The sequence below is a fragment of the Clostridium akagii DSM 12554 genome, assembly GCF_000686725.1.
Classification (GTDB): domain Bacteria; phylum Bacillota; class Clostridia; order Clostridiales; family Clostridiaceae; genus Clostridium_I; species Clostridium_I akagii.
Genome location: NZ_JMLK01000044.1, coordinates 1 through 12679, shown reverse-complemented (window position 1 = coordinate 12679; position 12679 = coordinate 1). Strand labels below are relative to the sequence as shown.

Here is a 12679-nt window from a genome sequence, read left to right as displayed (position 1 = left end):
AGTTCACCTGAACGAGTACTAATACATTGCCTTGATCCGGTTTTTGTATGCCAAAAGGTGGCATATACGAACATTGGAGAAGTTGTTAACATACAAGATGTTGTAAAAAATACGATAACGGGTGTAAAAGGGGTTGGAGGGGTTCAAACACGAGGTAAGTGCAGAGAAGGATATCCAAAGTCTATATTCGTTAGATAAACTGAGTCTCATGGCTTTATTTGCCATGAGATTTATTTTATTTAATACCTTATACAAATAAGTTGTACTGAATCCGATAAATTTTAAATTATACAATGGTTCTCAAAATACAATCTAAAAGTAATATCTTACCTTATTAATTAATAGACATAATATAATATACAGAAAAACTAGTAAAAGAATTATCTCAGAAATTGCAATCACTTATAATGGCAGAGCCAATAATTACGACAATATATCACTGAGTAATTATTTCCTAGTAACTAGAAATATAAAATGAGGTGAGAAAATTTGTTACAAACAAAAGAAAGTAGAGGGACTAGTCCTGCTATAGTAATAATATTGCTACCTATGTTACTTTTGCTATTAATAATTCTAGTTTCGCTTAAAAGCCAAGTTACTTTAATGTTTAAAAATTCAATGCTCCAAAGCTTTACTACTATATTTTTAAGCATAATTTTGGAAGCAATACCTTTCATAATAATTGGGGTATTTATATCTTCTTTAATTCAAGAGTTTATATCTGAAGAAACTATAGCTAGGATAATTCCTAAAAATAAAATAGTGGGAATCTTTATCGCAGGTATTGTTGGAATTGTGTTTCCAGTATGTGACTGTGCCATAATTCCAATAGTTAGAAGGCTTTTAAAAAAGGGAATGCCACTATATATAGGGGTTACCTTTATGCTTTCTGTTCCAATAATAAATCCTGTAGTACTAGTTTCTACTTATTATGCGTTTCTCAATAGTCCTCATATGGTTTTAATGAGAGGTGGAATTGGCGCTATTAGTGCAATGACAATTGGATTTATAGTCAGTAAATTTAAAACGGAAGAAGATGCTAAAACTAGAACTAGAACTAAAACAGTAAGAAAAGTTGCTGGACAATGGATATATACTCTAAATCAATCTAATAATAAATTACAATCACATATATATTCTCATTCACATCTTACTGAAGAACATCACCACCATGATGATGACCATTGTTCTTGTGGACATGATCATCATCATGAAAAAAATGCTACGATTACAGGAACTATTGTAGAAATACTTGAACATACAAGTGCAGAGCTGAAAGATGTTGGAAAGTTTGTCATAGCAGGAGCGTTTCTTTCATCTGTAATGCAGGTAGTCCTGCCAAGAAAATATATGCTTACCATAGGTCATAACAGAGTAACTTCTATTTTGGTAATGATAGCTCTAGCTTTTTTACTTTCCGTTTGTTCAGAAACAGATGCCTTTATTGCAAGAACTTTCGTAGGTCAGTTTACCAATGGATCTATTATTGCATTTCTTATATTTGGACCAATGATAGATATAAAAAATACTCTTATGCTTAGCCAAACTTTTAAAGCTAAATTTATTATTAAATTAATATCATTGATATTTATGGTATGTTTCACCATAGGGATAGTTGTAAACTTCATAGGGGTTCAATTATAGGAAATTTCAAAATTAGTAATTACAATTGAATACGTACTAGATAAATTTAAATTTGATTTGCGGAGGTGGTGTATATGATTAGAATAAATGTAAAGGAACTAAAGTGGTTTTTGATACTTGTAGGATTTACTTATTACATATTTTATCTTATTTCTACAAAAAAACTATACCTATTTATTCATCCAAGAATGACTATTTATATGGATTTTTCACTTTTTATTCTTATAATATTATCTCTATTGCAGGTAAAAAAGATATTCAAGGTTGAAGGTAGTCACGTAAAAAGAGCATCAACAATATTTTTACTGCCATTGCTGTTAGTCTACATAGTAAACCCTCAGGGACTTAATGGCATTATAATTTCTCAAAAAGGATATTCTACTGACAGTTATGCTGTTACTACCACTGCGTCAAAGTCAGAAGAAAGTGTTACTAGTGCATCTCAAGGAAATTTAATAAAACTTACTGAAAAAAATTATTATGACATTGTAAATAATATAAAATATAATACAAATAAATACAAGTGGAAAAAGATAACTATTGGAGGTTTTATATATAAAGATGAAACATTTCCAAAGGACACTTTTGTAGTTGGAAGGTTAATTATAATATGCTGCGCGGCAGATGCAGAGTTAACAGGGATTGTGTTTCAAATGAATAATTCAACACTGCAAAATGATCAATGGGTGGAGGTAACTGGAATTATTGATGTTATCCCTAACTTTGATAAGGATGACCCCGTTAACAAAACGATACCAGTAATTAAAGTTACAAGTGTTAATCCTATAGCTAAACCAAGTAATCCTTATATATATATGAAGGGATCAGGTAGATCACTGGGGCCAGCTTGAATTCACAGGATTTGCAAATTAAATATCTCAGGGATTTAGCCACCCTATCCATGATTGTAATGTACTATGGTAAAATATGTAATGAAATTCTTGACAAATAGAAAAATATATTATAAAATCGATGTAAATGCAAGTAGTTTGCATTTACATTTTTTTATAGGAGTGATTAAATGAAACAATTCAAATTAATTAATAACTGGAAAAGCTTAATGGTTATTACACTATCTACTTTAATTTCAATATCATTAATAGGATGTGGTACGCAGTCCTCTTCAAGTACATTATCGGCAGGAAAAGTGATTGAAGTAGTAGGGGCAGAAAATGAATATGCTGACGTCATAAAACAAATAGGAGGAAAATATGTATCAGTAACAGCTATTATGAGTAATCCCAGTACTGATCCCCATTCATATGAAGCAAATACTCAAGATGAAACTAAGATAAGTAATGCAACATTAATTGTTCAAAATGGTCTTGGATATGATGACTTCATGGATAAACTTGAATCCAGTTCTAAAAATTCAAATAGAACCATAATAAATGTTGCCAAGTCTCTAGGATATTCTGATAATACTCGAAATCCACATCTTTGGTACAAACCAGATACTATGGAAAAAGTCGCAAAACTCATTACTAAAAATTTAGAAAACCAATCGCCAGCTAATAAAAAATATTTTGCCGACAGATTAATAAAATTTGATAATTCACTAAAAGCATGGAAAGATGATTTGAATGAAGTTCAGAAATCATATAGCAAAAATGGAGTGGCAGTCACTGAACCAGTGGCAAACTATTTGCTTGAAGCTGCAAATTTAAACGTAGAAACTCCCTGGGGATTTCAAGCTTCAGTTATGAATGGTACTGATCCTTCACCACAAAATGTTAAAATTCAAGACGAACTTTTTAATGAAAAAAAGGTTAAAGTATTTGTGTATAATGAGCAAGTAATAGATGATATAACTACTAATTTATTGAAGCTTGCTAAAAGTAACAATATACCTATTGTAGGTGTATATGAAACAATGCCGCCTAACTATACATATCAAAAATGGATGGAAGATGAAACCAAAAATATATTGAAAGCTTTAAAGGATGGAGTTTCAACGGAGAAAATGTCATGACATACGTCCAAAAGGCAAAAGAAAATTCACCTATTTTAACACTGGACAATATATGTGTGAATTTTTATGAAAAATCTGTTCTTAAAAATGTTAATGTTGAATTTTACCCTGGAGAATTTGTTGGACTTATAGGCTCAAATGGAGCAGGAAAATCAACATTACTTAAGATAATATTGGGGCTATTATCCCCAACACAGGGTAATGTGAGATTTTTTGGAGAATCAGCTAAAAAAGGAAATCGGCAAATAGGTTATGTACCACAAAAAGTATTTTTAGAACCAAACATTCCTCTAAGAGGACGCGATTTAGTTGCACTTGGATTAGATGGACATCACTTTGGGATTCCCCTTCCAAGTAAAAAGCGAAAAAAACGTGTAGATGAAATATTGGAAGCAGTTGATGCCACGGGATATGCTGATTCGCCTATTGGTAAACTATCAGGTGGTGAACAGCAAAGGCTACTTATTGCTCAGGCATTACTTACAAATCCCAAAATTTTGCTATTAGATGAACCCTTATCAAATCTTGACATTAAAAGTGCTTATGAAGTAACAAAATTAATTTCTGAAATTGGTAGGGAAAAAGGTGTAACAATAATTTTGGTTGCACATGACATGAATCCTCTTTTAGGTGTTATGGATAGGGTATTATACTTAGCAGAAGGAAAGTCAGCTATAGGTAAAGTGGACGATGTTTTTCACAATGATGTACTAAGTAATTTGTATGGTTATCCAGTTAAAGTATTACATGTAAATGGAAGAATTATGGTTGTAGGTGGAAATAATTCAGGGTTAAATGGCGATTCTAATAATAATTATTGCGTAGAATCGGAGGTAAATATATGAAACAACTGAGTGAAATTTTCTTTGCACCAGGTTTTTTCCAAAATTCAGAGGTTATAAATGCATTGATACTTAGTGTTGTTGTTGCCGCAATATCTGGAGTAATCGGTGTATTTGTAATTATTAGAGGTCAAACATTTGCTGGTCACGCTATATCTGATTTTGGTGGTGCTGGTGCTGCTATAGCATTTTTAATTGGAATCAACACTTTATGGGGGTTTCTAAGCTTTGGTGTACTTGCAGCTATTGGAATGGAAACATTAGGAAACGAATCAAAAGAAAGAAATTTATCAACAGGAATTGTTTTATCGGTTGCATTGGGTATTGAGTCTTTATTTCTATACCTCGATACACATTTTACTGGTAAATCAAATGCATCTATGCTAATTCTATTTGGTTCTATTTTTGTTGTTGATCGTAATACGGTTTTAATTGTAGCTATGCTAACAATTGCTACAGCAATTATTATATGTATAATATATCGTCCTTTGCTATTATGTTCAATTGAACCAGAGATAGCAAAGACTAGAGGCATTTCAGTTAGATTTATTAATATTATATTTGTAATTTTATTATCTTTTGTAGTAGAGGAAGGATCATTGATTACAGGGGCTCTTTTAAGTACTGCTTTATTAATTGGACCTGCAGCTGCAGCTATGCAAATTACACGTAAAATGAGTTCTGCTATTGTTTTGTCAGCTGGTATTGGAATCATAGCTATGTGGCTAGGAATTATTCTTGCATATGATAGTTTTTTATGGCCGCCTACAGGACGTGGGTGGACAGTAAGCTTTTTTGTTTCAACTCTCATTTTATTATTTTATCTTTTAGCCAGATTGAAGCATAAACTTTATAATTCTGGAATCATAAAAACTGAAGGGGTGCTCAATAATGATTAATTTAGGAGTATTCACAGATACTTTTATGGTTCATGCATGGATTAGCGGAACTATAGTAGCTATTCTTTGCAGCTTTATTGGTTACTTTGTTGTTCTTCGAAAAGCCTCTTTTGCAGCACATGCACTACCTCAAATTGGATTTGCTGGTGGTGCTGGAGCAGTGCTAATTAATATTAATCCTATATATGGATTATCTATGTTTTCAATTATAGGTGCTTTATTGATTGGATATCTAAGTAGCGAAGAACGTAATGATGTTGTAACAGCACTTATTTTAGTTGCAACACTAGGAATGGGTGCACTATTTTTAGGTTTGAGTGACAAGTATGCAGCTGGAGCTTATGCACTTCTATTTGGTCAAATTGTAGGAATTAGCGTAGAACAAGTTATAGATACAGCTACTTTAGGATTAATTTGCCTATTAGCAATAATTGTTTTGTATAGACCATTACTTCTTTTATCTATTTCTAAAGAAATAGCAGAATCACGAGGAATATCAGTTAGACTTGTAGAAATGTGTTTTATGGTTGTACTCGCCTTGGTCACTGCAATTACTGTACCAATAGTAGGGGCATTACTATGTTTTAGTTTACTTATTGTGCCTATGGCAGCAAGTATTTATATAACAAGTAATCCAATGAAAGTAATTTTATTATCTCTAATGTTTTCACTCATTACTGTATGGACTTCATTAATTTTAGCTTATTTCTATGGCTTACCAATAGGTTTCTTAGTATCAATTATAGGGGTATTTTTTTATACGTGTACAAGGGTTATAGCTTATCGAAGATCTAGAAGAAAATAACAAAACATATATTAATTATACAAAATGGCGTGAAGCTTTGGCATAAAAAGCACCCAATCTTTTGAATTCTACATACATATTATACGGAAAGTTTATTTTATTATTAAGTAATCTTCCGACACACGAATTGGTAATACCTAATAATGTGGATACAGTGGAAGAAATAAAAAGGCAATACAAGAGTATATAAAAAATCAATTACAAGAAGATATAACAAGGAATCAAATAAGTATCAAAGAGTTTATTTATAATATTCTTCACATAAGTGTAAACCACCGCAGAAACTCTTTCCTCGCTTATACGATTCTAATCTGCAATATCATAAAATATTTTAGATATATCAAACCAATTCTTATTTATAAGAGGTTCTCCACCAGTTATAGCTACATATTCTAATCCTAACAATTTTGAATCATCAGCTAATTGTTTATAGCAGTCTAAGGATATTTTTTTCTTTTAACTATTAATTCTCGAATTTTCATCATAACAATAACGGCATTTTAAATTACAATTGTCGGTTACATCAAGATACATTAATTTTAAATCTAACGAATTATTTATCAATTTGATGGTCCTTCTCTGATTACTTGTCTCATTTTTTCGATTGCGTCTATGTTTCTTTTTAGCATTTAAACCACCTCCATCTCCATTTATTAAAATTAATAATGTATAACACTAATTTTAATATTATGTATATATTAGCTTGATGGCTATGGCTGTACCCGCTATATGATAAAGACTGCAAAAATAGTATAATTTTGAAGTTATGATAATAATAATCATAAAATATTATTATTTACAAAATTATGATATTATGCTATTATATGAGATATACAGAAACACATAAAATCATGAAATGTTGCAAATAGCTTTGCTTTATTATGGTTATGTAGAAGTTCTCATATAACCAAGGGGTATTAAATCATGAACAAAAAAGTATTGTCAATTATTTCTATGCTGGCGTTATCAATGTCGCTAATTGCTGTACTAGTATCCTCTAAAACTGCAGGTTCATCTAGTGCGAGTTCAGATATTTCCGCCAAATTAATAGCTGGAGGTACTATACCAGCTGGAAATTATACACTTTCAAGAGAAATAACAATAATTGTTAGTAGTTGAGTTATAGTTGATGCGTCTGGGTGTCCAAGCAATACTATAGCTAATATTACAGGTATAACTATTAGTTATCCTAAGAGACAGGGAATAAGTGTATAATCTTGTACTAACAAAACTATAAAAAATTTTACAGTAACTCATGCTTAACTTGCTGGAATTGAAGTGAAGAATAATGTTTCAAATATTACATTACATGGTTGTATTTCAAATTATAATAATGATATAGCAACCTGAGGAGAAAATTCTGATGGATTTGGAATAAAAGATGGAGCTAAAAATATAACATTTATTACCTGTAAAGCGATTAGTAACAGTGGACAATTGTCTTGGAAATTAAATTAACAATAGATATTTTACGAGGGGTTATTGCATCAGCGATTGGGGATACTCTTAATTAAAATATAGTAAAGTTACATTATTTTTAGTGGGGACACAGTAATGTTTTTTGATGGCTATGTTATAGTATCCTTTTTCGTTGGCTGCAATCGTTTATATGTGTAGCCAGTATCATGCCCTATGGCTAGTGGATGACACTAATGCTACCATTACCCCATATCAAATAAAAAGAACGTACATATTATATGTACGGTATCGACCACATGGTTTTACCATAGCCGTGGGAATGATGATAGTCAAGGCATTCAATCTTATAGTCCACGTACTCGTTATTCCACTTGTATTCTCACAAGAACCTTGAACCACAGCTCCTATCCTGGTTACAAGTAAGCTTATAATAAATTGCAGAAACAGTTTTATTCCCTTCGGTATCAATAATGTCTGAAACAAAGTTACTCATACGTTTACTCAAAGCCTAAAGAATTGGTAGTTCTAGCATATTTATATATTTGAAAGAAAATTTCTTCTCAAGGAGGTGGCAGTCAGAAGTTCACGGAATATTACACAGGATAAGTTATGTACTGAAAAAAGAAACAACTGACAAAAAATAAAAGAGAGTATTTATAAAAGGTAATATTCAAGTAGTATGTAGGTAAGTAAGTAAGTAAGTAAGTAGTTACAAATAAAAATATTTTAGGAGGTAAATTATGTCTAAGTTAAATAAGAAAATCTTGATGTTATTTATTGCATTTTCAATGTGCTTTACCAGCCTGTTTACAGTAACAGCAAATGCAGCGACAGACTACTGGCAAAATTGGACCGATGGTGGCGGAAAAGTAAATGCTACCAATGGATCTGGCGGCAATTACAGTGTTAATTGGTCAAACTGTGGGAATTTTGTTGTCGGTAAAGGCTGGAATTCCGGATCATCAACTAGGGTAGTAAACTATAATGCCGGTGTCTTTTCGCCATCCGGCAATGGGTATTTGTCTCTCTATGGGTGGACAAGAAACTCACTCATAGAATACTACATTGTTGATAACTGGGGTACTTATAGACCTACTGGAACGTATAAGGGCACTGTGACCAGTGATGGTGGGAAATATGACATATATACGGCTACGCGAACTAACGCACCTTCAATTGACGGCACTGCAACTTTCACCCAGTTCTGGAGTGTCCGACAATCTAAGAGATCAATCGGTACCAACAACGCTATTACTATTAGCAACCACGTTAACGCATGGAGGAGTGATGGAATGAATATGGGGAGTAGTTGGGCTTACCAGATATTAGCGACAGAGGGATATCAAAGTAGTGGAAGTGCTGATGTAACGGTGTGGCAATAGATCACCTACAAACCGGAAACTGACGGGTGACTGACTGTTTCCGGAATTATTGAGAAAGTCTTTTAATCATTTCTAAGGGCAGCCGGTCTCATAGCTGGCGGTCTTATATATTCAAAAAACCATACTTACCTACATATTACTTGAATATTATCTTTCAGAGGAGTGAAGGGTCGGGGGCGGGACCTCCTTCTCGGGTTTTGAGCTTATCTGAATATTGTATAACCCAATATACTATGGAGTAAACCCATATGTAAGAATTGGAGATAGACCTATATTTGTTTCCTTCCAGGTTGATCTGTCAGTCTGGATGCGGTGCGGGCCTTTTTTCGCAACACGAACGACCTTCCACGTTGCCGGAGGTTAATTATAGGCCATCAAGGCCTATAACCTTTCATATCAGTTTAAAGGAGATATATCAATGAGAAAACTATTAATTTTACTTTTAATGTTAATAATGGTTGTTGTCAGTGCTTGTTCGCAAGAAAAGCCTAATACCTTTGCATTAGGCAAAGGCGGTACTTCTGTATTAGTCAAAGGCGGTACTTTTAAGAACACAAAGTCCAATTACTATGGAAAAGGTGTAACGATATCGAACTTTTATATCGGCAAATATGAGGTAACTCAAAAAGAGTGGATCGAAGTAATGGGAAGTAATCCCTCAGAATTCAAAGACGACAATTTTCCGGTAGAAATGGTACGCTGGTATGACTGTGTTGAGTACTGTAATAAAAGGAGTCTAAAAGAGGACTTAAAACCGTATTACAACATAGACAAGAATAAGAAAGACCCGAATAATAAAAATGATAACGATGATATAAAATGGACGGTAACGATCAATTCAGGAGCTAATGGTTACCGATTGCCGACAGAAGCGGAGTGGGAATATGCTGCAGGTGGAGGCCAGATGAGTAAGAGTTACATATACAGCGGAAGCAATAATGCAGATGAAGTAGCGTGGTATTGGAGAAACGCCGGAGATAAATACTTATCAGGAGTCTGGAATTGGCCTATCATAGAAAACAACAATAATAAAACAAAATCTATCGGTGTCAAGCAACCCAACGAGTTAGGCCTTTACGATATGTCCGGTAATGTAAGGGAATGGTGCTGGAACTGGTACGGAGACATGGATAGTACTAGCGGCTCTGTCAGGGTTTGTAAGGGCGGCGGTTGGATTGGCGACGTCTCATGCTGCGAGTCGTCTTTCCGTGGCAAGTACGAGGCGAATGGTAGGGGCCCTGATCAAGGTTTTCGTGTGTGTCGCGGTGAGTAAACGGGAACAATACATACCAAACATAATCGAAAAAAATCTACTGATGGGGAATTCTGTTTATATGAAAGGTTTATTTTATTATTAAGTAATTTTGTAGCACTTGAATGGGTAATACCTAATAATATGGATAATTGCCCATAAGTTAATTTATTTTTAATCCTCCAGGTTTTGATTTTCTAACCGGGATTATTAAAATATATCTTATAATATTCATGAAAATAAATATAAGGCAGATTGAATAAGTTACATATTTTGTCTATGCTTAGAGGCTTTGGCATGACGTTATGAACCTCCTAACCTTGTATTTTAATATATCTTCATGGTCAGTATAAACAAAATTGAAATAGGATAATATAATAAAGTCGTTATTAAATATAAAGACCATTAATAGATACATAGCAATGATATAAAATGCTGTATAAGATAAAAACAAATATAAGATTGATTGAAGATAAGCAAATTAGTTTAAAGGCGGAGATATTGAATGAAAAAGAAAAAAATATGGTGGATTTTTTCTGCTGTTGTCTTTATTGTTACAATATACTGTTTTCTTTTAATTAAAAATCTTACTATAACAAAATATGGTAAGCTTGATACATTATTCTGTGTAATGACAAAAATAGAAGAACATTTTTATCCTATTTCACTTAAAGGAAAATCAATATATGAGATACGTACAACATTACATAAGTCAGCAACAATATGGAATTCTAATCCTATACCCTTTTCCAATATAAAAAATATGGATATAAAAACAGCTTCAAATCAAGTGCCAGTGAGAATATACACGCCTGATGGTAATAGCAATGAATTACCTATCATAATTTATTCACATGGTGGTAGTTGGATAAGTGGTAGTATGGATGACTATTACAATGTTTGTAGGAAGCTTTCAAAAAATTCAAAGGCTATAGTCATATCAGTAAATTATCGTCTTGCCCCAGAAAATCCCTTCCCCGCTGGCCTTAATGACGTATATAATGTGCTCAAATGGGTTTATAAATATGCTAAGAGTATTAATGGGGACTCTAGCAGAATATGTGTTGTAGGTGACAGTGCTGGTGCCAATCTTTCTGCTGTAGTTTCACAAATGGCACGTGATAAAGGTGGTCCACCCATAATCTCTGAGGTACTAATATATCCGTCAACAAATATTTATCAACTTAATACTAAATCTTGGTCATACTTTGGTATGGATTATAATATTACAAGGGAGAACTCTGAAAAATTTATATCCCTATACACTCCAAGTTTAGAGGAAAGACAAAGTGGTTATGCATCCCCTTTGTTATCTAAAAATTTCAAAGATTTACCAGATACACTCATCATAACAGCTGAATTTGATCCATTAAGGGATGAAGGTGAAGCTTACGGTAATAAATTAAAGGAATCAGGTGTGAATGTAATTTCTACCAGGTATAAAGGTGTTACACATGGATTTATCTCAATGGATAAGATTACTAATAAAGCAGATAAGGCTTTAATTGAAATTTCAAAATATTTAAAAGTTCAATTTAATAGAAAGCATATTTAATACATAAAACAGTAAATAAACTTATGTATGTAATTAGAGAAATAAAGATAGTAAGAATAAATATAGCGACAAAGTAAACAATAAGTCTGTATTCAATATTATGGAGGTGTTTAATTTGTTTAAACATGAAAAGCAATTGCTAAATAATATACAAGTAAAAGTTGAAAAAGCTAACCCACAATATGCGGTCCTTTTAGAGAAGCTTTAAATAAAGTTAAAGATACAGGATCAAATAAAGATTTTGGTGTAACGGAGGATTCTAAATTATATTTCGATTTGTCAACACCAGGTAAGTATTTTGATGAGCCTAATCCTACTGAACCAAGTTTTTCAAATCCACGTAGGTAATATTTAAGAGCTCTTAATACACATTATATGAAAGATTTATTTTATTATGAAGTAATCTTCCTACACAGGAATGGGTAATACCTAATAATTCGGATAATTGCCCATAAGTTAATTTGTTTTTAGTCTTCCAAGTTTTGATTTTTTTACAGGGAATATTAAAGCATACCTTATAATATTCATGAAAATAATTATAAGGTATACTTTAATAATTTACATAATTTATCTATGCTTATTGGTTTGGGCATGATGTTATAAACTTCTAAGCCTTCTATTGTGCTACAATGCATACTTAATAAATCTGCAAGATCTTCTTGTCTTAAGTTATGGGTATATCTTAATTTGATGATTTTTCAGCAATAGTTGTCTCTGGTAATCCTTTATACAGTTCTTTATATAGGTAAAAAACCTTGCTTGTAAATATTCTCCTAATTGGCGTACTTTGGTTCAGTCTGCTGGAGCGAATTTTGCAAGTTCACCTGAACGAGTACTAATACATTGCCTTGATCCGGTTTTTGTATGCCAAAAGGTGGCATATACGAACATTGGAGAAGTTGTTAACAT

Annotated in this window: 11 protein-coding genes and 4 pseudogenes; 14 read left to right on the top strand and 1 reads right to left on the bottom strand. The window is 32.6% G+C overall.

Annotated elements, in window-relative coordinates; translation table 11 throughout:
* From BR66_RS24050 to BR66_RS24920, 9 genes and pseudogenes are all read left to right on the top strand, one after another.
* On the top strand, window positions 1–198 hold a 198-nt coding region (locus BR66_RS24050), incomplete at its 5' end, for a sporulation peptidase YabG (RefSeq protein ID WP_035796416.1).
* 291 nt (window positions 199–489) lie between these two features.
* The gene (locus BR66_RS0115285) at window positions 490–1644 is read left to right on the top strand and encodes a permease (RefSeq protein WP_026883679.1); all 1155 of its coding nucleotides are present in this window, start codon (window positions 490–492) and stop codon (window positions 1642–1644) included.
* A 74-nt stretch (window positions 1645–1718) separates the two neighbouring features.
* On the top strand, window positions 1719–2495 hold the full coding sequence (locus BR66_RS0115280; RefSeq protein ID WP_026883678.1) for a TIGR03943 family putative permease subunit: 777 nt from the start codon (window positions 1719–1721) through the stop codon (window positions 2493–2495).
* 170 nt (window positions 2496–2665) lie between these two features.
* Window positions 2666–3616, top strand: coding sequence for a metal ABC transporter solute-binding protein, Zn/Mn family (locus BR66_RS0115275; protein WP_207641264.1), 951 nt, complete (start codon window positions 2666–2668; stop codon window positions 3614–3616).
* A complete protein-coding gene (locus BR66_RS0115270; protein ID WP_026883676.1) occupies window positions 3613–4461 on the top strand; it encodes a metal ABC transporter ATP-binding protein in 849 nt (282 codons plus the stop codon). Before BR66_RS0115275 ends, BR66_RS0115270 begins: the two co-directional genes overlap by 4 nt.
* Window positions 4458–5357, top strand: coding sequence for a metal ABC transporter permease (locus BR66_RS0115265; protein WP_026883675.1), 900 nt, complete (start codon window positions 4458–4460; stop codon window positions 5355–5357). Before BR66_RS0115270 ends, BR66_RS0115265 begins: the two co-directional genes overlap by 4 nt.
* Complete coding sequence (locus BR66_RS0115260) at window positions 5350–6162, top strand: metal ABC transporter permease (RefSeq protein ID WP_051624266.1); 813 nt, start codon at window positions 5350–5352, stop codon at window positions 6160–6162. The genes BR66_RS0115265 and BR66_RS0115260 overlap by 8 nt, the downstream gene beginning before the upstream one ends.
* A 156-nt stretch (window positions 6163–6318) precedes the next feature.
* Window positions 6319–6408: pseudogene (locus tag BR66_RS26480) on the top strand (IS200/IS605 family transposase); the annotation flags it as partial.
* Window positions 6409–7086: 678 nt separating this feature from the next.
* Window positions 7087–7281 carry a hypothetical protein gene (locus tag BR66_RS24920; protein WP_026883673.1) on the top strand — a complete coding sequence of 65 codons (195 nt, stop codon included), beginning with the start codon at window positions 7087–7089 and terminating at the stop codon, window positions 7279–7281.
* A 589-nt stretch (window positions 7282–7870) separates the two neighbouring features.
* Here BR66_RS24920 and BR66_RS26860 read toward each other — a convergent pair.
* Window positions 7871–8113, bottom strand: a pseudogene (locus tag BR66_RS26860) (IS701 family transposase); the annotation flags it as partial.
* 208 nt (window positions 8114–8321) lie between these two features.
* Between BR66_RS26860 and BR66_RS0115245 the strand changes: the two are divergent.
* The 5 genes and pseudogenes from BR66_RS0115245 to BR66_RS25305 all read left to right on the top strand — a co-directional run.
* Window positions 8322–8963: a glycoside hydrolase family 11 protein gene (locus tag BR66_RS0115245; protein ID WP_026883672.1), complete on the top strand. Its 642-nt coding sequence runs from the start codon at window positions 8322–8324 to the stop codon at window positions 8961–8963.
* A gap of 418 nt (window positions 8964–9381) precedes the next feature.
* Window positions 9382–10236 carry a formylglycine-generating enzyme family protein gene (locus BR66_RS0115240; RefSeq protein ID WP_026883671.1) on the top strand — a complete coding sequence of 285 codons (855 nt, stop codon included), beginning with the start codon at window positions 9382–9384 and terminating at the stop codon, window positions 10234–10236.
* Window positions 10237–10720: 484 nt separating this feature from the next.
* Entirely contained in the window at window positions 10721–11770 is a 1050-nt protein-coding gene (locus tag BR66_RS0115235) for an alpha/beta hydrolase (protein ID WP_026883670.1), read from the top strand.
* 192 nt (window positions 11771–11962) lie between these two features.
* Window positions 11963–12118 (top strand): annotated as a pseudogene (locus BR66_RS25310) (manganese catalase family protein); the annotation flags it as partial.
* Between the two features lie 442 nt (window positions 12119–12560).
* Window positions 12561–12679: pseudogene (locus BR66_RS25305) on the top strand (sporulation peptidase YabG); the annotation flags it as partial.

Coding starts and splice junctions, on each gene's coding strand:
- BR66_RS0115280 (WP_026883678.1), top strand. CDS start 1,719: ATGATTAGAATAAATGTAAAGGAACTAAAGTGGTTTTTGATACTTGTA.
- BR66_RS0115260 (WP_051624266.1), top strand. CDS start 5,350: ATGATTAATTTAGGAGTATTCACAGATACTTTTATGGTTCATGCATGG.
- BR66_RS0115235 (WP_026883670.1), top strand. CDS start 10,721: ATGAAAAAGAAAAAAATATGGTGGATTTTTTCTGCTGTTGTCTTTATT.
- BR66_RS0115245 (WP_026883672.1), top strand. CDS start 8,322: ATGTCTAAGTTAAATAAGAAAATCTTGATGTTATTTATTGCATTTTCA.
- BR66_RS0115265 (WP_026883675.1), top strand. CDS start 4,458: ATGAAACAACTGAGTGAAATTTTCTTTGCACCAGGTTTTTTCCAAAAT.
- BR66_RS0115270 (WP_026883676.1), top strand. CDS start 3,613: ATGACATACGTCCAAAAGGCAAAAGAAAATTCACCTATTTTAACACTG.
- BR66_RS0115275 (WP_207641264.1), top strand. CDS start 2,666: ATGAAACAATTCAAATTAATTAATAACTGGAAAAGCTTAATGGTTATT.
- BR66_RS0115240 (WP_026883671.1), top strand. CDS start 9,382: ATGAGAAAACTATTAATTTTACTTTTAATGTTAATAATGGTTGTTGTC.
- BR66_RS24920 (WP_026883673.1), top strand. CDS start 7,087: ATGAACAAAAAAGTATTGTCAATTATTTCTATGCTGGCGTTATCAATG.